Origin of the sequence: Ginsengibacter hankyongi, from assembly GCF_008710285.1 — a bacterium.
Classification (GTDB): Bacteria; Bacteroidota; Bacteroidia; order Chitinophagales; family Chitinophagaceae; genus Ginsengibacter; species Ginsengibacter hankyongi.
This window is the reverse complement of record NZ_VYQF01000006.1, coordinates 12820-39196: the sequence shown is the minus strand read 5'-3', so window position 1 is coordinate 39196 and position 26377 is coordinate 12820. Positions and strand designations below refer to the sequence as shown.

Below are 26377 nucleotides of genomic sequence, written 5' to 3'. Positions count from 1 at the left end.
CACTCCCTAATTACTTCGCACATTCGCTTTTACAACTTTTCTTTTTTCCTGCACTTTTTCTTCTGCATCATCAAAAAGTAATATTTACTTGTTGAGATGTTTCTTTAAAATTGCAATGGCTATCATCATGAAATGAATTATTCTCTCTTCGCTTTTAAAATCTGTGAAATCAAAATCCATAACTTTTTTAGCAGTTGCAATTCTAAAAATATTCCCGTAGCAGTAACAATGATAAAGATTGGCGTCTTTCTGCCTTGCTAATTTTGCAACCTGGTATTTAAAAACTTTCAGGCTCTTTACGGTTGTCATAAAAAGGTCTTTTTCAAAATTCAATCGTTATTTCCTGGCTGTAATTCTCTTTCTTAAAGAGTATTGATACTTTCTTCATTTGCTGGTTTTCTGCAACGATCTTGTATCTGCCCGGCCTTAATTGAATTGGTAAAATACTTTGGTAAGTGCAATCGTAAACGTCTGAAAGCTTATTGAGTTCTGCTGTGTCGTAGATTTTTATTTTGGCGCGGCATTCATTTGATATCCGGATTAAAAGTTCGTTGGACGTTTGTGGCCGTTCTTTACTACAAGCCAATAATATTATTGTTGCCATGGCAATAAATTTTATGAAGTGATTCATGTTAATCAAATGATGGAGTGATGGAAGAGTCGGGTTCTATTGCGAACCTGAAAGTAGTTGTCGGATCGATAACCGATTTGTCACATGGCATTCCACCTGTGAGTGTATAGATATATTGCCCTGGTTGATATTGAAATTTAAAATATCCTGTGTTGCTTTCTCCGCAAGTAATATAAAAGCCGTTAGTTTGTTTGTCAACGAAAACAATAAACGACTTTGGTGCCATCGGTACAGGTTCTCCGAAAGGTTTATCATCTCGTATAAATTGAAGAACACAGTTACAGTCCGCCTTAACCTTAAAATAGATTTTTGTCTTTTTTTCTATTTGGCTGAAAGCAAAGGATGGAATGATGAATAAAAATATTAACTGAAACTTTTTCATAACGTTGATTTTATTGAATGGTGAAATATTCTAAAAAGCCTGAAATGGTTTGAAGCTTAATGATGTGTTCTTTTGATTTAAGAAAACGTAATTTTTCTTCTGCAATCCTTAGTGTGTTGTAATCTTTGGATATGTGATTTTGATACTCCTGCAGTTTTACTTTTGCTCCTGGCAATTCTTTTGTGGCCCGTTCTCTTGTGGCGAGATCTTCGCTTTTAATATCGACCTGCAAGTTATTTAAATTCTCCCGGGCCTGAGCTTTCTCCTGCTGAAATATTAATTCTGATTTCGATTGGTCGCTGATCTGCAGTTTCAAAATATTCAATTCTTCTTCTGCAACAATTATTTCTTTTTGAATATTTATATCAATGCTGTCAATTGAATTTCCTTTTCAATGACACTCCAAAGTTTCCCTAGAGCGCCAATAAAATCTGTCCTTTGGACTTAAGCATTATCCAAATCATTCTTTGAAACCAATCTTTTTAGGGCAGTGATAGTACCTGAATGTAATCTCTCATGAAATGCGAGGAACTCAAGACCATCATCAATGCTAGTTATCTTAGTGCCGATTCGCGTAGACCAGGCGGTATAATTGGCAAACACCCGGTTGATGTAATCAGTTTCTAATTGGTCCAATGTGGTTATCAATAATTGTTTAATCTGTATTATGTCGCACTCACCAAAAATGACGTCGGGTTTGGAACCAGACCTGAATTTTTTCCAAAAATCATCGCTTATCGACAGGGGCAACCCGGCGTTTTTATAACATATTGCCTGTTGCACAGCTACCAGATGTCCCATATTCCAGCAAATGTTGTTGGTAAATCCCGGAGGGATTTGGTTAAATTGACTGATGCTAACATCTTTTACCTGTTCAAGCAGCCAAGCTCTCGCATCTCTTATTGTTTTTATGTGTGTTGTCATAATAATCAATATAAATCTTGTTGTCGTTATTATGTTTAATTTAAATGGAGAAAATTAAGTTTAGCTTGCTATAATTTGCCCCGGCTTTTGTCGGCCCTCAGCCGGAATTAGCTACTTAGATTTTTATAAACAAAGTCAGTCCTTCGCATTTGCCACCGGGCCCATCAGTTTCAACCTCAACCGTCTTACTTTGTGCCCTTCCTTTGCAACATTTCCGGGTCACAACTGTGTCCTTTGGTTTTTTCCAAGTTGATGTGCAACTCAGCGGGTTCCGGGCAAACCCTCTCAAATGGACAATACCGACAATCAAGCAAAGAATGATACTTCTTAATAAAGGTTTAGATTTTTTGAGCATAAGAATTGCATTTTTTTAAAATTCATGATTATCTCTCAAAAATCACTTATCATATGGTAGGAAATCTCTCCATCATATGGCTTCTATTTGCGGTGGAATGAGTTTATACATAACTGGAGTAACGATCCTTGACAGGATAGTTGAGCTAATGAGGCCACCGATCAGTACAAGGGCCAGCGGTGATATTTGCGGATTTGGGTTCAGTGCCAGTGGTATGAGGCCCCCTATAGCCGTAAGTGAGGTCAGTATTACGGGCAGGAAACGTATCTCGCCTGCTTTTTCGATGGCTTCTTCCAGAGACATTCCTTCTATGCGCAGTTGATTCGTAAAATCTACTAACAGGATGGAATTTTTAACTTCAATTCCGGCGAGCCCGATAAATCCTATAATAGCAATGAAAGACATCGGATTTCCGGATAGCCATAACATCAAAACTCCGCCAACCACTCCAAGCGGTATAACAGATAACACAATCAGCATTCCTTTAAAAGTCTTGAATTGCAGGATTAGTATCGCCACAAAAAGGAATATGGTCAGCAGAATCACAGTAAGGAAGCCACCGCCAAAGGCATCTCCTTCGCTTTCAGCCTCTCCAGAAAGTTTATAATAATAGCCCTGGGGCATTCTAATCGCATTCAGTTTAGTCATGATCCTCTTCAGAACGTTATTCGCGAGGACATTTTTTTGTGTGTATGCGGTGATCTCGACAAACCTGTTTTTATCGAAATGTCCGAACGCGGCGGGTGAGGTCTCAAAATTGATCGTCGCCAATTGCGACAGAGGTATTGGCGTGCCAATGGTGTTGTTAACGAAAAGATTTTTAAATACATCAAGCATAGCAAACTTATCGTGCTTAGAGCTGACAATCACATCATAATCGTCACCGGTCTCGTTAGTAAACGTCCCTATTTTCAGGCCGGCTATCGCAAGCCTTAGGGTGCGATCAATATCGGCGGTAAACACTCCAAGCGTACTCGCCTTTTGCCGGTTAATATTGACCTTAATATCCGTCTTAAGTGTATTAAGGTCGTTGTCTACGTAAGCGGTTCCTTTATCATCGTCGATAATACGGTCAACCTGGAAAGCAATCTTGCGGAGTGAATCAAGGTCGTCCCCAAAGATCCTTATCGCGATGGGTGCATCAATTGGCGGACCCTGCTCAAAGTCTTTCACCTCGACCCTGGCATAAGGAAACGAAGCAAAACGTGCTCTCAGTGTATCGATTAGGTGCTTTTTAGCCAGTGGTCTTGCATCTTCATCTAATTGGACAAATATTTGCGCAAAGTCAGATTTTTCCGGGTGTTGAGGCACGTTATAGTAGATCTGTGGATTTCCTTTGCCGATGTTTGCTGTGTAATACTTCACCAGTCTGCTTTTCCCCAGGCTGTCCTCAACCATCCTGCTGATCCGGTCTGCGTCTGACAGGCTCGTCTGTTGTGGCATCCGGACATTGACGAGGAAAATTGGCTTTTCTGATGCTGGGAATAGTTTAAAGCCAATCACCGGGAAAAGTACTATGGATGCAGCAAATAACCCGAAAGCGATGAGCAGGGTCAAAACGGGTCTATGCAGAGCACTATGCATAAGCCTTGAATAGGTGGTGCTGATGCCCTTCTTAAGCGCACGCAAGAAGACGTTGCCCTCTGGATCGATATGATCCCTTAATACCCGGCTCCCAAGGAAAGGCACCACCGTGAGCGAAACGATCATTGACGCCAGTACACTGCATATTACGGCCATTGGAAGCCCCCGGATGAACTCGCCGGGTCCCCCTGGCAGGAATAACATTGGCAAAAAGGATATAGCTAACATAGCGGTACACCCGATCACAGCAGGGGTAATTTGTTGGGTGGCTTTGATCGCGGCCTCTTTTTTGGAATAACCATCACGCAGCCATCTTTCTATATTCTCCACAACAACAATACTATCGTCGACAAGCAGTCCCAATGCGACTACCAGCCCGACAATAGTCAATTGATTGAGCGAGAATCCGAAAACGTTTAGACCAACAATACCCAAAGCCAGCGACAGCGGAATAGCCACCATCACAATGAGCGATGCCCTGTTACCAAGGGGCAGCAAAGTAAAAAGCACCAGCCCGATGGCAATAAGAAAATCGACACCGAGATGTGAGAGACGTTTGTCTACATTATCGGCCTGGTCAAATGCCTTCACCAGCTTAATGTTAGCCGGAAGTGTTTTTTCAAACTCTTTCAGAACCGGGAGGTATTTCTTTTGTGTCTGGCTGATATTAGCCCCGTTTTTCTGCGCAGCGTCCACCAAAATGCAGCGGTGGCCGTTCAGGCGGGTTATGTGCTTTTCTTCGTCGTTCTCAAAACTCACTGAAGCAATGTCCCGAAGGTATGTGATCTTTCCGTTGGCATTGTAAACAACGGTGCCGGTTACTTCATCCAGGTTCTTATACCTGCCGCCCGTCTTAACGTTGAATGATTGGTTTCCCGCATTAATATTACCGCCCGGGATGTTCAGATCCTCACTTTGCAGGCTGGCGAGCACGACTTTTAATGGAATTTTCAGGGCAGCAATCTTGTCCAGTTGCAGTTCAATCCGTACGATTTGGTCCGGAGTACCCGAAACTTTGACATTCTTCAGGTCAGTTACTTTTTGCAGTTGCTCTTTCAGGTCATCGCCAAACTTTTTGAGTGTTTTGAAAGATGCATTTTCGCTGACAAGGACTATTTGCAATACATTTACATCCGATGGGTCAACTTTGCCTATGTTTATCTTGTAGATATCCTGCGGAAGGTCACTTTTAAGTGCATTTACTTCCCGCTCTACCTCCTGGTATTTATTATCAATGTTTTCGCCGTACTTAAAATTGATCGTTATTACAGCCAGTCCATCGTCGATAGTGGTCAGAATATTATCGACATTACTTAGTTCATATAGCTTATCTTCAATCGGCTTGACCACAAGTTGTTCCATATCCCTGGGACTTGTACCGGGATAAACGATGGTGATCGGATATGCCGGAGGATTGATTTGCGGGTCCTCGGCGCGGGGCATAGTGCGTAGCGTAATCATTCCCACGACAGCGATCATGATAAAGATCACCAATGTGAACCGGTAATTCCTAACTGAAAAATTAGTAAGATTCATTGTGTCTTAATTTTGAATAGTTATGCTTGATTGTTCGTTCAAAAATGCCGTATTTGACACAATGATCTCCGACACATTTTCCAGGCCTGATGCCACCTTAACTTTTTGGGTATCAAAGCTGCCGATTGTTATGGGAACTTTTTTTACTTCGGTTTGATGATACGGCACAAACACATAAGCTTTATTACCGTCCGCCTCGATCATTGCACTATAAGGGATCCATTTTTGCCTGATCGCTTTATTGGTTTTAATGGATGCCTCCGCAAACATGCCCGCTGCGGGCAGATTTTTCTCAAGCGAAAGTGTTAATTCAACTTCAAATAAGCCGGACATCGGGTCAGCGGCCAATGCCTTTTTAAAAACCGTGGCCTTAAATTTTTGCGAAGGAAACGCATCGATGAGGACACGGGCGCGGTTACCAACTTCCACGGCCGCCCATTCCTTGTCCGAAAGGCCTGCTTTCAATACCCATCCCTTAGAACCGTCATTGACGTTGATCGCCAGAACGGGGCTGCCTCCAGCTATCACTTCACCCTCGTTGGCGATCTTTCTAGCCACGAAGCCGTCCTGCTCAGCGTATATAAAAGCGTATTGCTTGTTGAACGCAATTGCATCCAGTTGCTTTTGGGCCACATCAAGCGCTGTCTTGCTGTTTTGCAATTGCTCCAACGTTGCTACGCTGTCTTTATAAAGATTAAAGGCACGCCGGTAATCGCGATGCACCTTTTCCAGATTTAGTTGAGCTTGAAGCACACCAGACTGGATTTCGGTTAGCTTAAGGCTTGCGAGCAACTGCCCCTTGCGGAACCTCTGACCTTCCTGTACGTAAATATGATCGATTATCCCACCGATCTTAAAAGCGCATTTGGCCTCGTTTTCAGTTGTTATAAGGCCTGTGGTATTTATACTCGCAACACTATCTACCAAAGAAAGTTTAATTGTCTTTACCGGGATTACTTTAAGTGAGAGCATACCAATGTCGTCTTTTTTTCCCTGGCTGCAGGCAACCAATATCGCCGAAGAGAGTATGAATGCTGTCCTGATAGTTAATTTATTTTTCATGACTTTTTTTATTTTAATCCGAATCCTGCGTTGGCGCGCTCAATATCAGCCGCTTTTATCCAGGTGTCGTATAGTGAAACATTAAGTTGTAATTGCGCGCCAATCAGTTGATTCTGCCCGTCGAGCAATTCGATGAAAAGGGCCTGGCCCTGTTTGTATAGCTTGAGCTCGTCCTGATAATATTTTTCGGAAGCAGCAAGCTGTTTTAGCGCTGAGGTATATTTCGCCAACGACGAGTTATAAGCATTGCGTGCTAAAATCAACTGGAGTTTAAGCTGATCATTGGTATAATTGATTTGAGATTTAATGATTTCCTTGTCTGTTTCTGACTGGGCAACACGGTAGCGATTTTTCCCCGATGCAAATAGGTTCCACCTAAGCGAGACGCCAGCAAAATAATAGCGGGTGCGGTCGCCATATTGCCAGTCAGACGCCTGTGAACCAAAGTCCAGGAAGGCTCCAAGTTTAGGAACGATGTACGATTTGTTGAGGCTGGTTACCTGGTCATTGATCGACAGCGTTGTATTTAATTTCTTAAGTTCTTCCCTTTTATCAACAGTTGAATCAACGAGGGCCGGGCCTGTGGCCGGCTCATTGTAATTATCCATTGCGATTTCCGTTTCGGGTGCACGGTTCAACAGAAAATTAAAATAAGCCTTAGCCGACCTTTGTTCTTGCCTAGCCGTTTCGAGCAGCGATTGATACTTACTAAGTTCGCTTTCACTTCTCAACACAGTCGATCGCGTGACTTTGTCATTCCTAAAAAGGGCATTATTGATTCGAAGATTTTCTTCAGCCACTTTCAAGGCTGACTGATATATAAGCGTAGCTTGCTCTGACTGTGCATAACCGAAATAGGATGATTTGATCTCCTTTATAAGTTCTCGCTTATAAATATCAACTTCAATTTGCTGCAAGGTCACTTCCTGTTGCTTTATTTTGCGATTGTAATTCAATTCGAGATCCAGCAAAGGCATCGTTGCATGAAATTTGGCATCGTAAAAGTTATCCGGGTTTAGCAATACACTCCTATTTTTTATTACAGGGAAACTGTTACTTTGCGTCAATAGGTTTAACGTCGCGTATATCGGGTTTACTAAATCTCCCAAGGGTAAATCGATGCTTCTGCCCCCGCCAGCCTTTGTATAAGTCGTGATAAAGCTTAGGTCGGGGAAAAACTGGCTTTTGGCGTCGCGCAATGCATAAATGCTTTTTTTCAAGGTGAACTGCTGCGTCCTGATGCTCTCATTATTGTTTAGCCCATAGACGATATATTTTTCGAGGTTATCTTGCCCATAGGCTACCCTGCTTCCCAAGCAGATTAATATGGCGTAAAATGTATTCTTCATTGAATGTTGTTTTAATATTGAACAATGTTCATATCTGGTGTAAAAAAATTTATTGTTTATTCAGGAGCTTCACAAATTCTTCATGGGCAGCAATAAGTACAATTTCAGGATCTCCCAGGTTGACAGCTCTAATGCGACCGCGAATATAGAGAGAGCACATCCCATGCACGCCACCCCATATTGCAAACGACAACGGTTCAGGTTGATGGCCTATAAAATAACCTTGCCTTATACATTCTTCTACCGTTGTTTTCAAGACATTAAAAGTAGCTTTACCTTCATTCCACTCCTCTTTTTCTATCCGGTGCAAGTATTCCATCGGCGCCTTCATGTTGAACATCAGGTCATACATGTCTGGATTATCTACCGCAAAACGGATATATACCCGACCTATAGCTGCTAACCGCTCCATAGGCTCAGAAACACTGAAGAGGACACGCATTTCACCGCCTAGTTGCTTAAAACCGAGTGTATGCAATTCATGGAGAATTGAATTCTTATCCTTAAAATATACATAAACTGTACCCACACTATAGTTTATTTCATCCGCAATGTTTCTGATCGTAGTTTGCTCTATGCCTCTCTCTATGAACAACTTTTTTGCGCCTTTCAGAATAAGGGCCCTTAATTCTTCTTTTTCTTTAGTTTTTCTTTCAGCAGTACTCATAATTCAAACGATAATGCAAAATAAATGAACATTGTTCAATATTTCAAAAATTTTTTAATTTTGCTTCGGATTTGCAAAAAAATAATTTCAACATCAGGATAAAGTTAAAAAATAATGAATATGCAAAAGCTAATTGAGTTTATCAAAGCTAACACACCAAATATCATGGTTAGTCAAAAGGCACTGGAAAAGATTGTCGATCATTTCGAAGAACGAATCCTGGGGAAAAATGATTACCTACTTAAAGCTGGAAGGAACAGCAGCTATTTTTATTTGGCCGACGGTTTTATGAGAGCCTTCACCTACGACTTTCATGGTAACGAGGTTACGACTTATTTCTATCCGAAGGATCGAGTTGTTTTCGAGATTGCCTCACTTATTCTAGATATCCCTTCAACAGAGTATATAGAAGCGATTACCGAATGTAAGGGTTACCTGGCATCTTGTGAATCAATCAACAAGCTTTTTCATGCGATGCCCGAGTTCAGGGAATTTTCCCGGATGATGATGGTAAGGGAATTTGTAGCTTATAAAGAGCGGACTTTATCCATGATCAATAAAAGTGCTGAAGAGCGCTACAGAGAACTACTTAGAAACAACATGGAGGTATTACAGCATGCGCAAATGAAACACATCGCCTCCTATCTTGGAATAACCGACACCTCTCTAAGCAGGATAAGAAGGAACTTTTTGAAAAAAGCTTGCTAGTTTTCCCGCCATTTCTTGCCATTTGGCAACCAGGACAAATCTTCTTCTGCCGTCCTTTGTACCAAAAATTGAACGACATGGAACATTTGCCTTTTTATGTGGCCGCTATTTTCGAACTAACTGTTGCTTTAACGATTTACCTTTTTTATAGGGCAACGCACGCCTCGAAAATCTTTCTATGGATCTCGCTTGGTTGGGTTGCTATACAGGCATCGCTTGGCGTTTCAGGTTTTTATTACTTATCTAAGGATGCTTCGCCGAAATTGCCTCTGTTGGTAGGGCCACCAATAGCTCTAATTATAATTCTTTTTTTGACCACAAAGGGAAAATTATTCATCGACCGGCTTAACATTGCGAAGCTTACATTGGTACATAGTGTGGCGATATTTGTCGAAGTCGTTTTATATTTTCTTTTTGTTTATAAGTACGTTCCTAAAGCCATCACCTTTGAAGGTTCCAATTTCGATCTTTTTTCAGGGTTAACTGCCCCGGTCATCTATTATTTCGGATTTGTCAAAAAAAATTTAAGTCGCGCAATTTTGATAGGGTGGAATCTAATTTGCCTGCTTTTGGTTATCAACGCCTCAATTATTGCAGTTCTTTCCCTTCCGAATTTTGGGGTAATTGGGGCTGGGCAACCGGACATAGCCTTAGGTTTTTTCCCATTTATCCTCCTTCCGGGGATCGTAGTACCTATGGTAATTGTTTCTCATTTGGCATCTATTCGCATTTTAAGCACACAGCATTCAAGTCGGCGTGCAGATGCTGAAAAATTATAAAGTTTTTTGCCGGATGTAATGTAGATAGCTAAAATTCTTCAGCAGAACTTTTGATACATTTTGTTAACTGTTTTTGCAGGTTGAAAGGCGTTCAAGCTATGACCATTAAAGAGATTAAAATTTTATTTTCATCTTTAATTATTTTATTCGTGATATCAGCTGTTGAATTGGTTTGTGAGTATAAATATCGTGCTTCGTGAGTTAATTATACCATTTTTGCTCATCTGTATAGAAAGTCTTTAACATCCCCCGCTTTTCCATTTTTATTGGTGCGCCGGTCGGGCTCTTATCCTTCTTCTTTGTGTGAATATTCAAAAAGTCTCTTACTTCTCCCTGGATCCTTCCGGGATAATTCTTGTTTATTTTAGCTGTTGCGTTCTTTAAAACCTTTTTAATTGTTTTAGCCAACTCTTTAATTTTATCATCGGGTATTGCACTGGAAACAGAGAAAGGAGAGATCTTTGTTTCCCATAATATTTCATCAGAATAGGCATTACCAATTCCACGGATGAGGTCCTGGTCTAATAAGACATTTTTAATCTGCGCTTTCCTGTCCAGGATTTTTTTGAGGTATTTAAAATTTAAAGCTTTAGCCAGTGCATCTACACCTTCTTTGTCTTCCGGGTTAAGTTTCACATTGGCATTTTTCATCCTGTCAGTTAATGCGAGGCCTTTACCGTTGTTAAAATGAAATTCAATGATAGTGGAGTTATGATCGTTTTCTTTATCAAAAACAAAAACATCTCCTGTAAGCATCAGGTGCATCCCTAACAAAGAACCATCAGTAAATTCAAATCGCATTTCTTTTCCTGAGCGGAAAATTCTTTTTAGCGTTTTGCCTTGTACGTTAGTTATGATGTCTTTCGGTTTGTCTTTTAGTTTATTGCCATTCACCACTTTTACTTTCGCCACTTTTTTCCCTGCAAAAATTGAATTTAAGTTAGCGGAGAATACTTCTATGTCAGGTAATTCAGGCATTATTAATTTTTTTATAATGAACTTATAATAACTTCTTTAATATTTTTGAATTGGCCAGCTTTGTCTTTTCATTAAGAATGTCTTTAAATAAATCACCTTTCTTATCCAACCTTTTACCAATGGTTTTAATCGTAAAATCATGCGGATTTAATTTTGAAGTTACTTCTTTCCATTCGAGGGGTGTGGACACTGTAGGCAGCTTTGCCGGCCTAATAGAATAAGCGGCAGCAATTGTATCGGCCTCATCATTTTGATTATAATCTATAAAAAGTTTGTTTCCTCTTTTTGAAATAGTGTTTTCAACGGTGCTGATCTCCGGTACTTGTTCATTTATCTTTTTACAAATATTTACAGCTATTGTCCTTGCGACAGGAAATGTGAATCCTTTGCAGGGTATTAAAAGATGCATACCAGTTTTTCCCGAAGTTTTAGGAAACGCTTTTAGCTTTAGCTTATCAAATACTTTTTTTGCAGCAAGCGCTGTATTGATCACCTTTTTAAAATCGTCATCAGTAGGGTCAAGGTCAATCACGATAAAATCAGGGTGCAGATAATCATCAGTAGTGGAGGTCCATGGGTTTACATCAATACAGCCCAGGTTGATAAGATAAAGTAAGGTAGGTGTGTTATTGCAAACAAGGTAATCAATGGTATTTCTTTTGCCGGCTTTAGGATGTTTTCTTTTTGTAGAAAAGATACCTGCGCAATCTGGCTGCCTTCCTTCCATATCTTTTATATACAAACCAGGTGCAGTAGCGCCATGTGGCTTTATGTGCAGTGAGAGGGGCCGATTGCGCAACTGCGGCAAAATATATGGCGAAATGTCATTGTAGTAAGTAATAAGTTCAGCTTTGGTAACACCCTTCCATATTTCCTGCTCAACATTGGTAAACTCAACGGCACATTTTTCAATCACTATTTTATCTTCGGATGTTATAGGTATTTGTTCAATTTCGTGCCAGTTACTATTCTCTGTTGGCGCCACTTTATTTTTTGTTTTAGATTCTTTTACTTTAGGGATCTCAATTATTTTATCTTCTTCCTTTGTGCTTAAGGGCACTTCGCGGACAACATTTGTTGCTTTTTTATCATATCGAAAACCAAGAAAGGTTGCGGGTTTGCGTATACGCCCTGACGTTGTCCATGTGGCGAATTTAAAATTGGCAACCAGTTCAGGTTCCACATAATGAATTGCTGCACCTTTTGTATCCAGTATTTTATTTATAAAAGGGGATTCATTTATTTCAAGCGCTTTAAGTTTCTTTAAAATGCCAGGCATCTCTTTTTCTTTATAACCACCGCCTGAGCGCCCGATCCATTCCAATTGTTTGTCTTTATTATATGCGCCAAAAAGCAATGACCTGAAAGCCCTTCCATTTGCGGATTCTGCCCAGCCACCAATTACAAATTCCTGTCTTTTAGCAGTAGGTATTTTAAGCCAGTCGCTGCCCCGGCCGCCGGGCTCATACGTACTTAATTCATTTTTTGCAACTATGCCTTCGAGCCCAAGCTTTTGCGCTTGTGAATATAATTCCACACCGTCTATAAAGTGGTCACTGAATTTTACCGTTTCATTATCAGCGGTAATGGTTTTTAATATTTCTTTTCTTTCAATTAAAGGCAATTGCATTATATCCCTTCCATCATACCAAACCATATCAAATACATAATAAGCCAGTCGTGCGTCAGGATTGGCTTTTTGAACAGCATCGAAACTTACTTCACCATTTTCATTAAAGGCAACTACTTCTCCGTCAATTACGAAATTTCCTTCAAGCTGCTTTGCAGCATTACGTATTACTATGTACCTGTCTGAATAGTCAATGCCTGACCTTGATCTCAACGATACTTTGTTTTTATTTTTAAAAGCAACAACCCTGTAGCCATCCCACTTCACTTCGTATAGCCATCCATCTTTATTGAAAGGTTCTTTTACCAATGTGCATAGCATTGGACTAAGACTGGCCGGCATTGGAGCTTTTATGCCTTTCTTTAATACTATTGGTTCAGCAATGCTTTTTGTAGCTGTTACTTTTTTAGCAGGTTTATGGCTTTCCCATTCCCTTTCCGGCTTTGCTGCTACCTGCTCCAAAGTTTTTTTAGATAGCACTGACTTATCTTTTGCTGTTACATCTTTTGTAGTGGCGTATTTATCTTTAAGTTTCATAAGATACCATGCATTTTCTCCTTTATCTTTTGCCTTTGTTATTTTAAAGTCGCCTTTTATTTTATGGCCATGCAACGTAAATTTTATTTCACCTTTCCAGAATTGAGACGTGATCGAATGCTCCTGCGTATGTTTACCTTGCTCTTTAATAATCTTCGTTTCATAAGTTCCTTCATCCCACACGATCACTGTTCCCGCTCCATAACCTGATGGAATAATTCCTTCAAAGTCCCGATAATCCCAAGGATGATCTTCCACCAGCATTGCAAGCCGTCTTTCGCCAGCCTTCATTGAAGGCCCTTTCGGTACAGCCCAGCTTTTTAGAACTCCTCTTAATTCCAACCGGAAATCGTAATGCAAGTGAGATGCATTATGTTTTTGAATTACAAAATGAAGCTTCTTATCTGTCGGCTTGCCGCCTGTGGGTTCGGGTGTTTTATCAAAGAAGCGCTTTTTCTTATATTCGGTTAAGGACATACAAAGATTGAAGTAAAATGTATGCCAATTATAAAATTTAAGATAAAAGCGATAAAGCGTTTTTTATTAAAAAACAAAAGGGCCCCAGTATATGCGGCGGCCGTTTTCTAATAGAATTACAGCGAAGTGCTGCAAGAACTAACTGCTTTTGAAAGCGAGTGAATACTAAGATAATAATTTTTTACATTGAGTATTTATTAAAACCTAACGGTCAACTATGAATGAAAAAGGAAAATTAGTAATAGTAGTTTAGACCGGTTATAGGCTGACACGAACGCACAAAAAGATGTTGGATGCAATAGCGAGGAGTTCGATTATTTACTCAAATGGCTCTCTTACAGTTGAGAAAAGCTATATATTGGTTATATTAGCTGGCTAAATTTTTGAATAGTTAATGACCGTTAACCTCGTATAATTTTATGGCTAAAACTTACCAAACATATTTATACGGGGCGTCATTTGGAGTTGAAGAAAACGGCCGAATACTTGATGGATGGCAGGTTGATAGAAATAATATTTTGTTTCGGTCAAAAGAATATGAAAATCCAACTGATGCTATGCAAGAATTAAATTTTCACGAACCCTCTCACCCTAACTGGTTTGCGACAATGGTGGAATGGACTAACGGGGAAGTAAGCGATGAGCAAATTTTTGACTCCTCATTAATTTTTGTGGACTACCCTGATTACTAAGATAAAATAGCTTAGTTCCACTTATTATAAAAAGCACAAACTTTATTCATTAGACATCGCTCACATTCGGGTTTGGGTCTACAAATTTCTCTTCCCAGGTGAGACATCGCCATTCCTACATCCCATTGCTCTTTTGGAAGCTTCTCCATAAGTTGCTTTTCCATTTTAGTTGCATCGTCTCCCGAAGCAATACCCAGGCGTGGTGCTACACGCAGTACGTGCAAATCAACAATCACTCCTTCTGGTGGTGCGCCCGCAAATCTTAAGATTACATTGGCAGACTTGCGACCAATACCGGGAAGTTCTACAAGCTGATCGAGGTTTTGTGGAATGTTGCTATCTTTTTTTATCTGCTTTGCTATACCTGTTAACCACTTCGCTTTGTTTCTAAAGTTTCGAACTTTAGTAATGTAAGGAATCACTGCATCTTCTGTTGCTTTGGAAAGAGCCTGCATATTAGGGAAAGCTTTAAATAGTTCGGGCGCTATTTGGTTAATAATACTGTCGGTTGTTTGTGCAGACAAAACTACCATCGCCACTTGCTGGTACAGATTTTTTGACTGTAATGGATGTGGTGTGTTTTTATATTTTTTGAGTAATGGCTTAATAGCTTCTGACCAGTTGATTTTTGGTGGTTTCATATTTCTGATTGATTAGATAAATCTAACAAATTGTGTTGAAATGTTCCGTCACTCATACCAAAAAAAAGCCAGCCACGCGAAATGAAATGAAGTTAACTGGCTGGATTTTTTTTGTGCTAAAATTCAAAAAGGATCTGTGAAAAAAATACATGTTGAACGTAGTTGTTATTTTCTTTGATGCAAGACACTTGTATTATGATAGAAAAGGGAAAATATATGGTTTTTGCATTGAGACAAACCGAAAGGCGCCTTACATTAGCCTTGATAAAGGATCTGCATTTCCTCATCTCTAGGAACGCTATCAGCAGCCTGGCTGGCGTTCATTTTTCAGCTTTTATGCATATCTTCAACTATGTTTTTCACTGAGCTAACGTTAGTGATTCGAACGATATAAAATTCCAGCACCGCAACAAACCCTGCCCGTTCTGCCTTATTTTAAAGAATCTCGTAGAAACAATGAATAACCTTTTAAAATATATTGACTCACTAACACCTTTTTCCGAAAGAAGTTGGGAACTATTGCAACTTGCATTGACCAAACAAGAATTTAAGAAAAACGAATTTCTGCTAAAGGAAGGGCAAGTTTGCGATTCTTTATTTTACATTGATAAGGGTTTTTGCAAAAGTTATTACGATATTGATGGAGTTGTGAAGAACACAGGCTTTTTCTTTGAAAACGAAATTGCAACCAACATCATCAGTTTTGGCAGCGGAGAAAGATCTGAATTCAATCTCGTTGCCTGTGAGCAGCTAAGCACCATTATTTTTGACAAGGAAAAGTTATTTCTGGCAGCTAAAGAAACACCCGAAATAGAAACTCTGGGGCGAAACTGTATTCGTCTTTTTGCAGCGAAACAAGAAGAGTTTTCAAAATTATTCAAGCTTTATTCTGCACAACAAAGACTGGAATATCTGGAAACCAAACACCCGGAAATCTTACAACGGGTGTCTCTTGCTCAATTAGCATCTTTTCTTGGTGTGGCAAGAGAGACCTTAAGCAGGATAAGAAGACGAAGAAGAACAAGCTGATTTTGTGACGAATGTCACCGGTTAAAGATATTCTTATTGGGAAACTTTGCATAAATATTCATATATGCAAGAGTTAATGAAAAACAGAACTACAAAATATTTCACAGAATCTGAAGTCGCGAAAGCTTTTCAGATAGCTAAGCAAAAACACATACCCGTCTTAACTGATTTTTGGGCTCCCAATTGCAAGGGGTGTAAAAAAATGGAAATTACCACTTATGAAAAAACCGAGATCCGCTCGTATCTTGATGACTACTTTGTTTTCGTTAAGTATGACATCACCAACAGAAATGTTCCTAAAATTGACTGTTCCCCAATATTATGGACTCCAACTTTCATAGTTTTTTCCAATGATGGAAGTGAAGTAAGGAAAATTACAGGCTACCTTAATGATCCGCAATTTGAAGCTAAGCTGGAAATCGGCAGAGCAATGGCTTCGTTGAGAAAAGCACAACCCAATACCGCTTTGGAAATTTTAGAATCCCTTATAGCAACCACTGCAAACAAACCATCAATACCGGAAGCACTTTACTGGGCAGGTGTTGCTTCCTACTTTCAGAACAAAAGAAATGCGGAAAGTCTTGTTCCATATTGGGAGAGGCTTATACAAAATTACAGCGAAAGTATTTGGGCCACAAAAGCGGATTGTTTAAACGTAAAACTATAACTTAAAACACGCAGCAAATGAAATTAGAGAAAATCGATGAAACGACCAATGTCATTACCTGGTTTGAAATACCCGTTTCCGACATCAACAGAGCAAAAACATTTTATGAAACCATTCTTGGTATTGAAATGGTGATACGAAAAGACGGAGCCGATGAGTCTGTGTTCTTTCCATTTAATCCAAATGTTGTGCAGGCCACGTCAGGAAGGGTTACTGGCGTATTGTCTAAATCAGAAAGGAACAGCCCATCAACTAATGGAACTATGGTGTATATAAACGCGAGTCCAAACATTCAAACCGTTCTTGACAAAGTGGAACAAGCGGGCGGGAAAATTATCGCACCTAAATTTCTAATTCCAGCAGGGTTTATTGCTTTGATAATAGACAGCGAAGGAAACAGGGTTGGACTACACGCTGAGGAATAAAATAACGCCATTATTGCATTGAAATATTCGCAAGGTATTAAATGCTCAATATCAGTACGGGTATTGAGCATTTGTGCATCATTAGACTGACTCTTTTCCCGCCAAACCAACTACAAATTCCAAAGTACGTACATTATGTTCGCTGTCCCTTCTTTCGCCTCTATGTATGGCACTCCAAACAGCTTCTGCTTGTTCCTGTTCATCAAAAGAATTGAATTCGTATAGGGTCATTGCATTAGTCTAAATTTAATGTTTTTCAATGGGTGCAGCAACAACCTGAACAAGCTGTTCCGAATTGTTGATAACAATCTCTGGTTTGTCCTTGCATAGAAATAATTTTCCTGTGATAAATACCTGCTTTCCTTTAAATGCATTCTCTGGTGCATCCCGGAATTGTTAGCGTACATCATCCCAAATAACCAATGTTAAAGGAGCATTAGAATAATTGCCGCCAACATCTAAAAAAGTTGGAGAACTTTTCGCCGGTTTCAAATATTTGCCAACATAAATCGTGGCTTGTAATCTAACGGAGTCGCCTATATGATTTTTTACATCCTCGAGTTTGATTTCTGTTTGTGCTATTGTTGAAATTGTGAACAAGGAAAGGATGAATAATAATGCAACTTTCATATTATGAAGATAAACAAAACCCCCGTTTCGCAAGGATTTTTATTTCATTGCACTTGTTTCAAACGCTGGGAAAACTAAAATCACATATGATAATACCAATGTTACCAGCCTCAATTCCTTTTTGGTTTTTCAATCTCCTGGTTTGCTGTACAGTTTTTACCGCGATGAGACTGCAAACGGGTATCTTCTTTATTTTAAAAAGGAATGTTTTTCATTCTTCAAACCAGATTTTGAAAAGGAATTTCCCTTCTTTAATATGCTGCATACAAACTTCTTCAAGCTGAATAATTCCAGGTTCAAGGAATTTGCGCCTGGCTTTGAAAAAGTATTTTCGGCTTATGGAAAAGCAACCGGAAGTCAGCATATCGTTGCTTCCATAAGATTGCTGGCATTGTTGTACCAGTTGAAGGATTTTACCAATGCCTTTAAACAGTGGGAAGAAGGATTTACTACACCGCAGCAGATTTTGATTCAAAAATTCGTCCAGTTGGTAAACAACTTCTACATTGAAAAGCGAACGATTGAAGATTATGCTGAGATGCTGAATGTTACTCCCAATCATCTTTCGCAATCAGTAAAATCTGTATCCGGCAAAAACGCTTTATCTTACATTAACGAAAGGTTATTAACCGAAGCAAAATCTCTCATCCGGTTCACAGATTTTGATATTGCCGAAATCGCCTACCAGCTTAACTTCTCTGATCCTGCCAACTTTGGCAAGTTCTTTAAAAAGCATACTGACCAGCCGCCCCTTGAATTCAGAAAATCAAAAAAATCATAGGCAGGTGCCAAATGAAATCACAAGGCAATTTGTAGAAAATTGAGTAAGCTATTCCTGATCTTAAACCAGGTACCGCATAAAAGCACATCAAAAAAAACCGGCTAAAAGAAAATATTAAAGCTGCAGCAATAACCTGCTGCAGGGGAAGTAATTTTGTTTTCTTAACAAAATCTTTTTATGAATCTACCATTAGAACCAAGTTATTGACCATTACTAACCGGCAATAAACGGTCACCTTTGTATGGTGAAATTTTAATAACATCTAAAAATATAAACATGAGTAAAATAGCAGTATTAGGAACAGGAATGGTGGGAGACACCATCGGTTCAAAATTGATTGAGCTGGGACATGAAGTGATGATGGGATCCAGGACTCAGGGAAATGAAAAAGCAAAAGCATTCGTTGCCAAACACAACGGTAAAGCAAGCGCAGGAACGTTTGCTGAGGCAGCAGGTTTTGGAGAAATTATTTTTAACTGTACCGCAGGTGTTGGTTCCATTGAGGCGTTGAAAATGGCAGCCGAAAAAGACCTGGACGGCAAAATAATCGTGGACATTGCCAACCCGCTTGACTTTTCAAACGGCATGCCGCCTTCACTTGCAATAGTGAATACCAATTCTCTCGGTGAAGAAATTCAAAAGACATTTCCGCAAACCAAAGTGGTAAAAGCGCTCAACACCATGTGGTGTGGACTGATGGTGAAGCCTGCCATGATCAATGGGGGTGACCACAGTACTTTTGTAAGCGGTAACGATGCCAATGCAAAAGAAGAAGTGAAAAAGATTTTAAAATCATTCGGGTGGAATGAAGCAAACATTCTCGACTTGGGCGACATCACCACGGCGAGAGGAACAGAAATGTTTTTGCCTTTATGGTTACAGATTTACACGGCAACGAACAATGGGGCATTCAACATAAAAATTGTAAGCTAAGCTGAACTGGTTGTTTCCATACATCAGGCATTAGTCACAGGAAAGAGTTAAGACAACATCTCCTGAAACAAACAAGCCTGCAGCAATGAAACAGATTATTAATTAATATTACTCGAGCCAGAGCTTCAGTAGGTGTATTGGAGGCTGTAAAATAAACTGTGTCAAAGTTCCAAAATGATTAGGAACTTTAAAACACAGTTTTTTTATGGAAAACAAAAAAGAAGAGTTCGATTACGAAGCATTAAAGAAGAAGACCTTGAGCAATTTCGTTCGAGCAAAAGTTTGTTTGGCAAGGATGGGGCCCTTCGTTCCTTTGCTAAAAGATCTCCTGGAAGTGGCATTACGGACTGAATTGAAGATCACCTGGATGAAGATCGACGCCTTAAAGGCAATCGTAAAAATGGTCATAGTACCAAGCAATTAAAAACGGCTGAAGGGACGATTGATTTATGGACGCCCTGGGATAGATGCAGTGAAGATTCCGGGCATGCTCAGTTTAGTGGGAGCAACTTTTACACAGGATTAAAAATTCCTCATGCACATGTTCGTTTTAGCGGTTAGAAAATCCTCCCCAATAATCCTCCATCATTCTCCGAGCATCTTTTGGACCTAATAATAGTATTAGATAGCTAAATCTGCAAAAAGCCGTAAACCAAGGCTCATTTATTATCATCGAAAACTGATTCACACTTCTGTTGTTTTTCCCATTTTTATCCAATTCTTTCTTTGCTTCCATCATAGATATAGCAGCGAGGAGGATGATCTTGTTTTTTATTACCTCTTTATATCGCGTTGATTTATCTTCTTCGTTCGTAATCATTCAACTATTAAACCTATAAGGGAAGATATGAAAAGCTTTTTAACCGGAAGCTTTTACCCAATACTTTATGATAAATTACACTTGACATTATCGATATGAAGAATCATGTGATACTTAAATACGATTTTTAAACAACTATTTTTCTCGTGCTTAGCCTTAACAGGAGCCCTTTATTGAGCGTTGTGCTTCTCACTTTAATTCAAATACGTTTTTATCTTCTTGCAGTAAGAGATTTGTAATAAACGGTCCTTCTTCAATAACTGCCTTTAAGTTTGTCGCAGTTTTGGGTATGTCAAATACTAATTTAGTTTGTAGAGATTGATTTAATTCAAGTTTTTGATCTAAAGGAATTTGGTATCCTTTTAAATTTTCAAAGGCATTCTGTCCAACAGGAGAAACGCCCCAACTATTCCCTTTTTCATCAATTATATGCACTCTTGGTTCAGATGGTTTTTGATCAATTCCCCTTGCCCTGTTTGTCATTTTAATTGTCAAAACAATAAACTGTCCCAATGAATTTTGGTCCCCAATTTTTTCAAATTTATCGTATGATAAAATAGTCGCACACCAATCGTCGAAGCAAACGTCTTCTCCAAAATTATTGGTTGTAAGTCCGCTTTTATACAAGAAAATTGTCCATAGAAAAATATAAGTTAAAACAACAACCAAGAATATCTTTATTGTTTTGGAAATAGGCTTATTACCAATAAGTTTTATCACAATTCTAACACCTAAAATAAGAATTGTCAAAATTGTCGCAAAAAAATATAGTGTCTGCATAAAGAACTTTTAATGAGGCAGATCAAGGAAGAATTCTCAGTTCAATATCAGTTAGTACAACTGTAGTCATATTTTTCTTGTACGCCAGCGTCTACTCCCATGTAGGTAAGCACAATTTCATTGGGGAAATTCATTTTTACAAATACGGATAGATAATGTGGAAAATTCCCTCCTGAAGGAGGACTCGTAGAATAGATCCTAAAATCAACAGAATCAATTACAGTAAATCGGTTATAATTATCCATACTAAAGTTGAAGTTGCTATTATAGTTAAATGATGAATCTTTCGAGAATATGATCGTTACAATATTGCTCTTATTGGTCGTTTGCCAGCTGGGATTTGGAGCGCCTGGGATAGAATATGACCTGTTGGCTACAAGATCCCAACGCCCTATAATACTTCCTGTTGGATTTTTACAGTTCGGGGTTGTAATCGGATCACTTTTATTGCAGGAAAACAGTAAGATAGAAAATCCTATTACCAAATGTAACTTTTGCATTCCTGAGGTTTTCTAATCTTGACACTAAAATTAAATATAACGTTGCATTTAATCGATTAACGTAGAAAAGTAGTTATGTCTTCAGAATCCAATAATATGTAGTCCACCCATGTTTGTATAAAATTTCACTTTTACTCAACTTGTCCAAAGCGCTTTTCATCAGAATTGCCAGTGAACTCATAATAATTAGATTTCAGCCAGCTAAGTAAGATTCAATCCGATACGCGATTAATCTGTTTGCTGAGATGAATGTGGAATTTTCTTGCCTACGCGGGGCAATTGCTGGTTAGCTTTAACTGATGTAGATATAATATTAACTCTCTCAGGAGAATTTAGGCAGGTAGGATACTTCGTTGTGCGTTTGTACTATTGTTGTAATGAAGCACACCTGTTTATTCGTTGATATTATTTCTCGTTTTGTAATTTTTTTTGAACATAAGAGCAAGGAGTAACATTGCCAATGGCGCTGTAATTCCCCAAGGGAAACCGAGAACAAGTAGTTTTTCTGAATACACGGGGTAGAAATATACAATTGTAATCAAAGGGGTTACAAGTGCGTTAGCTATGAAAGAAATCCTAACCCATTTTTGAAACCCATGTTTCTCAAATACGGGGATAGCAATTAGGGTTGCTAACCCCATGAATATATACCCTAAAGCATCAAAGTCCCAAAACAGAGAATGTGGTGTCTGCTCAAGAATACGAATTTCCTGTGAAACACCTTTAAGTTTCATTGGAACTACTGTCCCAAGTTGGACTACATAATTTGCAGTAACAAACACCGCGTAGATAACAGCGAAAATCAGAGCCCCATGGCTCCAAAACTTTTTTTCACTGGGAGTTGCATAGTGAAGTACAAGTATTTCAAGAACAAAAGGTATAACAATGCAAAGTGAAGTTCCATAAATCAGAATTTCATCCATTGGAGAATTGAAAACACTTATGACCTGCAATAATTGAACAATAACATATGCTACTGATGCTGCAAAGGCAATTAGTCCTGACCAAAACCCTATCTTGTAAATTGTTGGATCCATAATTTTGTTTTTCCATGAAGTAAATATGATAAAACAATAATTTATGGAAAATGATTTCAGTCACAACTTGAGTTGATATCTGACAATAAGTTCGTGCATTCAGCATGAAGTTCTGATGGGAGTCCCTTCTGTATGTCAAGGCAGGCAGCGGTAAGCCTGCTCTCTTCTCTTTGTTTGTTAGGCATTTTACTTCTTTTAGTCCATAACAATCTTTATTCTACAAAAAATATTCTGATCGTGATAATCAGATGCATGACAACAAACATTTGCAATACTGATAGTAAGCATAGACGAGAGTGGAAGCTTAATTTAACTTAGACGGTCAATGTTGCGCTATTATAAAAGGCTGTTTACTAATTAATGTTTATTGCCGCTAAAGATCAATCCCAAAACCCCATGCCGTAAAGAATTATTGGTTATAACTATTCATTTGACACCCATAAACAAAACTCATCATCATGCAAGAACACAAACTTCACTCTCCGAAAAATAGAAAGATACTCAAACATACACAAGTATCTGGCGACAGCAGTTTCTCTCCTGTGCGACTCGACCGAATGCATTCGGCCATGCAACGCTATATCTATAGTGGATGGGCCTCCGGTATTGTAACCCTTGTACACCACCGCGGGCATGAGCATGTGGATGCGATAGGCACTATGGCCTTTAACAGCGATGTACCTATGCAGCGGGATACGATATTTCGGCTGGCCTCCATGACAAAGCCCATCACGGCAGTGGCCACCATGATGTTGGTAGAAGAATGCCGACTCCGGCTTGATGATCCGGTCGATGAATGGTTACCGGAACTGAAGGACCGGAAAGTGCTAAGAACCATCGATAGCCAGCTTGATGACACCATACCTTCTAACCGCCCCATTACCCTGCGCGATCTCTTAACCTTTCGTTCGGGGTATGGTGAAGTTGCATTTACTTCGCCCACCTGTCCGCTACAAAAGGCTATGACGGAGGCGCGTCTTCCACTAACTGAATGGATATTCCCCGGCACACCTGACGAGTTCATGAAACGTTTAGGAAACCTGCCACTTGCATCTCAACCAGGCGAACGATGGCTGTATCACATGAGTGCCGAAATATTAGGTGTGCTGATCAGCCGCGTTTCAGGCCAATCGCTTGGCCAGTTTCTTTGTGAGCGTATTTTCGAACCACTCGGCATGAAGGACACGGGATTTTTTGTACCCGAAGCGAAAATCGACCGGCTCCCAACTTGCTACGGAACGGACCTGTTTACCAAAGAACTCGTTGTGTTAGATGAGGCACGCGGTGGACAAGTAGCCCAGCCTCCTCTGTTTGAAGCTGGTGCAGGAGGACTCGTCTCCACTGTTGATGACATGGCCGCCTTCGGCCTCATGATGGTGCACAAGGGTACTTATAACGGGGAGCGCATCCTTTCCAGGCCATCCATCGAATTGATGACCATGGATCATCTCACTGCAGAGCAGAAGGCTGCATCGCCATTCTTTGAGAACTTCTGGGATACGCGTGGCTGGGGCCTGGGGTTGGGCGTTACGACCAAGAACACGGATCTTGGTGAAGTAACCGGTCGCTTTGGTTGGGACGGGGCTTTTGGCACATCATGGTACGTTGACCCCAAAGAACAATTGGTGGGTGTACTCATGATTCAGCGGCGTCCGGACTTTCTGAAACTTCCAGCTATTACGCACGACTTTTGGGCCTCAGCGTATCAATTGATCGACAATTGATCTGGACTGTATTTTATGATTGTTGGTTCAAAGTAATTATCTTACCTTAAAAACCGCTAGTTACCGGGGTTAATATGGACCTTTAAAATCTATTTCAATTTTATAAATCTCACAAAGTTGTTCTTCCATTGTCCACCTATTTTTGCATCTTACTGTAGACAAAAGCGGTTGCAGAAACGGAAAAATTGGTCATAGCAGCGTGGACGAATGGTTAATCTGAAAACAATCTTTTTAAATTGCCAAAATATTAAATTAAACGAGATGGAAATAGCAATAATTGGTACGGGGAATGTAGGCGGTGCATTAGCAACAAACTGGGCAAAGAAGGGGCACAAAATATATTTAGGGGTTCAGAATATCTCAAACTTCAAAGGAAAAGAATTATTGAACAATGAAAATACAAGAGTCTTTTCTATAAAAGAAGCCGTTGCAAAATCAGAAGTTGTTTTAATAGCTACACCGCCAACAGCCATTTTTGAAATTATAGAGCAAATGGGTAATGTTGAAGGGAAAGTGATTCTTGATGCTACAAATGCTGTTGTGAATAAGCCTGAACCTTATCCAACCGTTTACCACTGTCTTGCTGATAAAACTAATGCCGAAATTGTAAAGTGTTTCAATAGTACAGGATTTGAAAACATGTCAAATCCAATTTATAATGGTGTTGCAATCGATATGTATATGGCTGGTGATAGTGAGAAAGCAAAATCAATTGCATCTCAATTGGCTAAAGACGCAGGTTTTGGCTCTTGTATAGATTTTGGCAAGTCAGACAAAGTGGAATTGTTAGAAAAATTTGCCTTGTCCTGGATAAATCTTGCCATCATGCAAGGGAAAGGCAGAAACATCGCTTTTAAACTTCTCAAGAGGTAGTTTAAGCTTGGAGAAGGGTGGGTTGTGTGCCATTGTGGAAGAATTTCGTCTGCTCGTAACCATTGCCAAATTTATAATTAAAAGTTCATTGTTAGCACTAGCCTTCTGCTGTCAGTAGATTGTTTTGCCGTCACCAAAAAAGAAATTTTCCCTCTCAGCCTTTCATAAAAACTTTTTCATTTTTGAAATCCATCGTTTTTTGTAATAGGGTTTATGGAGGGTAACAGTAAAGGTTAGTCGAAATTGTTTCTTATCTGTTTGTTGAAACTATTCTGATGGATTTTGCGCCTTAGCTATTTTTATTAAGTGGCAATTGTGCACCGGTCACCTCTTGTTAGCGGTTGTTTTTTCTTTTGTTATTATTAACTGCTCAAATATTTATTTGGAACATTTGCTGGAAAATAATCTATTCCATAATTAGCTTTTAATAGTATAGATACAACTTCATAAATCTGTGGTTCAGTTCTTTGAAATTGCCTAAGTAGTCCCATCATTGCATAACTTATAGGATTAACTGAAGGAATAAATGTTTCCCATTCGTAACCTTTTCCCCAAATGAATCCTTGTACGGTTAAGGTCAAGTCTGCCTTTTGAGAAATAAAAAATTTCATTACATCTATGCAAGTATTTGCATGTTGATTAACCGTATGGAAAATTGGGGTTTGTCCACCGAAGCCGTTATCATCAAGCCCTGCTTTTATATTAATATCTGCGCCATGTTCTACAAGCTTTTTTGCACAAGCTAAGTGATTGTATTCCGCACAAATATGTAAAAGAGATGCTTCATAAAGTGGCGTAAAAGTGCAGTCTAAGGAATATGTCTTGAATAATAAGTCCCTATTGTCAGCCAAAAGTTTGTCAAGTGAGGCTGCGTCATCAAGTAGAACTGACAATAAAACTTTGTCGTCGAACTTTAAACCAAAGTCCACGAATGCTTTAATACAGTTTTTGAACTTAGGTCCTCGTAAATACATATTTATCATTTCGTAAATAAGAGGCTTTCCTTTATACAACTGATTGGGGTCAACACCATTTCCAAAGCATTCTTTGATGCTCTCTACAGAATGTATTTCAAAGTCTCCTATTATTTTTCGTAGATAGTCCATTTAAAAAAATAAAATAACCGCTACGTGAGCGCTTGCTGCCCGCTGGACATTAATATCGTTCAGTCCACAACTTTAGCCCAATTGAAAAATTTTAGTTGAAGTTAACAACAAATGCCGAAAAGAATTCCGTATGCCCAATA

At 39.3% G+C, this 26377-nt stretch carries 30 protein-coding genes and 1 pseudogene; 11 read left to right on the top strand and 20 right to left on the bottom strand.

Annotation, left to right across the window (positions count from 1 at the left end):
- Positions 1-84 precede the first annotated feature (84 nt).
- The 9 genes from FW778_RS17175 to FW778_RS17135 form a co-directional block, all read right to left on the bottom strand.
- Positions 85-309, bottom strand: coding sequence for a hypothetical protein (locus tag FW778_RS17175; protein ID WP_150416077.1), 225 nt, complete (start codon positions 307-309; stop codon positions 85-87).
- A gap of 13 nt (positions 310-322) precedes the next feature.
- Entirely contained in the window at positions 323-604 is a 282-nt protein-coding gene (locus tag FW778_RS17170) for a hypothetical protein (protein WP_150416076.1), read from the bottom strand.
- Between the two features lie 28 nt (positions 605-632).
- Positions 633-1013 carry a hypothetical protein gene (locus FW778_RS17165; protein ID WP_150416074.1) on the bottom strand — a complete coding sequence of 127 codons (381 nt, stop codon included), beginning with the start codon at positions 1011-1013 and terminating at the stop codon, positions 633-635.
- Between the two features lie 10 nt (positions 1014-1023).
- A complete protein-coding gene (locus FW778_RS17160) occupies positions 1024-1329 on the bottom strand; it encodes a hypothetical protein (protein ID WP_150416073.1) in 306 nt (101 codons plus the stop codon).
- Between the two features lie 128 nt (positions 1330-1457).
- Complete coding sequence (locus FW778_RS17155; RefSeq protein WP_150416071.1) at positions 1458-1937, bottom strand: DinB family protein; 480 nt, start codon at positions 1935-1937, stop codon at positions 1458-1460.
- Positions 1938-2364: 427 nt separating this feature from the next.
- Positions 2365-5412: an efflux RND transporter permease subunit gene (locus FW778_RS17150; RefSeq protein WP_150416070.1), complete on the bottom strand. Its 3048-nt coding sequence runs from the start codon at positions 5410-5412 to the stop codon at positions 2365-2367.
- Between the two features lie 6 nt (positions 5413-5418).
- A complete protein-coding gene (locus tag FW778_RS17145) occupies positions 5419-6474 on the bottom strand; it encodes an efflux RND transporter periplasmic adaptor subunit (RefSeq protein WP_150416068.1) in 1056 nt (351 codons plus the stop codon).
- A gap of 8 nt (positions 6475-6482) precedes the next feature.
- The gene (locus FW778_RS17140; RefSeq protein ID WP_150416066.1) at positions 6483-7823 is read right to left on the bottom strand and encodes a TolC family protein; all 1341 of its coding nucleotides are present in this window, start codon (positions 7821-7823) and stop codon (positions 6483-6485) included.
- Between the two features lie 49 nt (positions 7824-7872).
- Entirely contained in the window at positions 7873-8490 is a 618-nt protein-coding gene (locus FW778_RS17135; RefSeq protein ID WP_150416064.1) for a TetR/AcrR family transcriptional regulator, read from the bottom strand.
- 120 nt (positions 8491-8610) lie between these two features.
- On the opposite strand from FW778_RS17135, the gene FW778_RS17130 reads away from it, so the two are divergent.
- Both FW778_RS17130 and FW778_RS17125 read left to right on the top strand, forming a co-directional pair.
- Positions 8611-9198: a Crp/Fnr family transcriptional regulator gene (locus FW778_RS17130; RefSeq protein ID WP_202552325.1), complete on the top strand. Its 588-nt coding sequence runs from the start codon at positions 8611-8613 to the stop codon at positions 9196-9198.
- 77 nt (positions 9199-9275) lie between these two features.
- Positions 9276-9977 carry a hypothetical protein gene (locus FW778_RS17125; protein WP_150416061.1) on the top strand — a complete coding sequence of 234 codons (702 nt, stop codon included), beginning with the start codon at positions 9276-9278 and terminating at the stop codon, positions 9975-9977.
- 201 nt (positions 9978-10178) lie between these two features.
- On the opposite strand, the gene FW778_RS17120 is transcribed toward FW778_RS17125, so the two are convergent.
- Together FW778_RS17120 and ligD are read right to left on the bottom strand one after the other, a co-directional pair.
- On the bottom strand, positions 10179-10955 hold the full coding sequence (locus FW778_RS17120) for a DNA-formamidopyrimidine glycosylase family protein (protein ID WP_150416059.1): 777 nt from the start codon (positions 10953-10955) through the stop codon (positions 10179-10181).
- 22 nt (positions 10956-10977) lie between these two features.
- Positions 10978-13599 carry a DNA ligase D gene (gene ligD / locus FW778_RS17115; RefSeq protein WP_150416057.1) on the bottom strand — a complete coding sequence of 874 codons (2622 nt, stop codon included), beginning with the start codon at positions 13597-13599 and terminating at the stop codon, positions 10978-10980.
- A 419-nt stretch (positions 13600-14018) separates the two neighbouring features.
- On the opposite strand from ligD, the gene FW778_RS17110 reads away from it, so the two are divergent.
- Positions 14019-14291: a hypothetical protein gene (locus FW778_RS17110; RefSeq protein ID WP_150416055.1), complete on the top strand. Its 273-nt coding sequence runs from the start codon at positions 14019-14021 to the stop codon at positions 14289-14291.
- Positions 14292-14302: 11 nt separating this feature from the next.
- Here FW778_RS17110 and FW778_RS17105 read toward each other — a convergent pair whose 3' ends face one another.
- The gene (locus FW778_RS17105) at positions 14303-14932 is read right to left on the bottom strand and encodes an endonuclease III domain-containing protein (protein ID WP_150416054.1); all 630 of its coding nucleotides are present in this window, start codon (positions 14930-14932) and stop codon (positions 14303-14305) included.
- Between the two features lie 456 nt (positions 14933-15388).
- Here FW778_RS17105 and FW778_RS17100 point away from each other — a divergent pair, with 456 nt between their 5' ends.
- The 3 genes from FW778_RS17100 (at position 15389) to FW778_RS17090 (ending at position 17053) form a co-directional block, all read left to right on the top strand.
- Positions 15389-15961 carry a Crp/Fnr family transcriptional regulator gene (locus FW778_RS17100; protein ID WP_150416052.1) on the top strand — a complete coding sequence of 191 codons (573 nt, stop codon included), beginning with the start codon at positions 15389-15391 and terminating at the stop codon, positions 15959-15961.
- A 64-nt stretch (positions 15962-16025) separates the two neighbouring features.
- Positions 16026-16628: a thioredoxin family protein gene (locus FW778_RS17095; protein ID WP_150416050.1), complete on the top strand. Its 603-nt coding sequence runs from the start codon at positions 16026-16028 to the stop codon at positions 16626-16628.
- 17 nt (positions 16629-16645) lie between these two features.
- Positions 16646-17053, top strand: a complete 408-nt coding sequence (locus FW778_RS17090) for a VOC family protein (RefSeq protein ID WP_150416048.1) — start codon at positions 16646-16648, stop codon at positions 17051-17053.
- 81 nt (positions 17054-17134) lie between these two features.
- Here FW778_RS17090 and FW778_RS23240 read toward each other — a convergent pair whose 3' ends face one another.
- Together FW778_RS23240 and FW778_RS17085 are read right to left on the bottom strand one after the other, a co-directional pair.
- The gene (locus FW778_RS23240) at positions 17135-17284 is read right to left on the bottom strand and encodes a hypothetical protein (protein WP_202552324.1); all 150 of its coding nucleotides are present in this window, start codon (positions 17282-17284) and stop codon (positions 17135-17137) included.
- A 165-nt stretch (positions 17285-17449) separates the two neighbouring features.
- The gene (locus FW778_RS17085; protein WP_150416046.1) at positions 17450-17683 is read right to left on the bottom strand and encodes a hypothetical protein; all 234 of its coding nucleotides are present in this window, start codon (positions 17681-17683) and stop codon (positions 17450-17452) included.
- 142 nt (positions 17684-17825) lie between these two features.
- On the opposite strand from FW778_RS17085, the gene FW778_RS17080 reads away from it, so the two are divergent.
- From FW778_RS17080 to FW778_RS17070, 3 genes and pseudogenes are all read left to right on the top strand, one after another.
- Positions 17826-18464: a helix-turn-helix domain-containing protein gene (locus FW778_RS17080; RefSeq protein WP_150416045.1), complete on the top strand. Its 639-nt coding sequence runs from the start codon at positions 17826-17828 to the stop codon at positions 18462-18464.
- Between the two features lie 276 nt (positions 18465-18740).
- On the top strand, positions 18741-19397 hold the full coding sequence (locus FW778_RS17075) for an NADPH-dependent F420 reductase (protein ID WP_150416043.1): 657 nt from the start codon (positions 18741-18743) through the stop codon (positions 19395-19397).
- Positions 19398-19602: 205 nt separating this feature from the next.
- Positions 19603-19865: pseudogene (locus tag FW778_RS17070) on the top strand (transposase); the annotation flags it as partial.
- 82 nt (positions 19866-19947) lie between these two features.
- Here FW778_RS17070 and FW778_RS17065 read toward each other — a convergent pair.
- From FW778_RS17065 to FW778_RS23600, 5 genes are all read right to left on the bottom strand, one after another.
- Entirely contained in the window at positions 19948-20217 is a 270-nt protein-coding gene (locus FW778_RS17065) for a hypothetical protein (protein ID WP_150416039.1), read from the bottom strand.
- Between the two features lie 189 nt (positions 20218-20406).
- Positions 20407-20967, bottom strand: a complete 561-nt coding sequence (locus FW778_RS17060; protein WP_150416037.1) for a hypothetical protein — start codon at positions 20965-20967, stop codon at positions 20407-20409.
- 77 nt (positions 20968-21044) lie between these two features.
- Entirely contained in the window at positions 21045-21497 is a 453-nt protein-coding gene (locus FW778_RS17055; RefSeq protein WP_150416035.1) for a hypothetical protein, read from the bottom strand.
- 392 nt (positions 21498-21889) lie between these two features.
- Complete coding sequence (locus FW778_RS17050; RefSeq protein ID WP_150416033.1) at positions 21890-22534, bottom strand: hypothetical protein; 645 nt, start codon at positions 22532-22534, stop codon at positions 21890-21892.
- Positions 22535-22590: 56 nt separating this feature from the next.
- Positions 22591-22719 carry a hypothetical protein gene (locus tag FW778_RS23600; RefSeq protein ID WP_262714418.1) on the bottom strand — a complete coding sequence of 43 codons (129 nt, stop codon included), beginning with the start codon at positions 22717-22719 and terminating at the stop codon, positions 22591-22593.
- A 273-nt stretch (positions 22720-22992) separates the two neighbouring features.
- Here FW778_RS23600 and FW778_RS17045 point away from each other — a divergent pair, with 273 nt between their 5' ends.
- Together FW778_RS17045 and FW778_RS17040 are read left to right on the top strand one after the other, a co-directional pair.
- Positions 22993-24258 (top strand): serine hydrolase domain-containing protein, encoded by a 1266-nt coding sequence (locus FW778_RS17045; protein WP_150416030.1) that lies wholly within the window; start codon positions 22993-22995, stop codon positions 24256-24258.
- Between the two features lie 207 nt (positions 24259-24465).
- The gene (locus tag FW778_RS17040; protein ID WP_202552323.1) at positions 24466-25131 is read left to right on the top strand and encodes an NADPH-dependent F420 reductase; all 666 of its coding nucleotides are present in this window, start codon (positions 24466-24468) and stop codon (positions 25129-25131) included.
- A gap of 362 nt (positions 25132-25493) precedes the next feature.
- Here FW778_RS17040 and FW778_RS17035 read toward each other — a convergent pair whose 3' ends face one another.
- Positions 25494-26237: an ankyrin repeat domain-containing protein gene (locus tag FW778_RS17035; RefSeq protein WP_150416029.1), complete on the bottom strand. Its 744-nt coding sequence runs from the start codon at positions 26235-26237 to the stop codon at positions 25494-25496.
- Positions 26238-26377 lie beyond the last annotated feature (140 nt).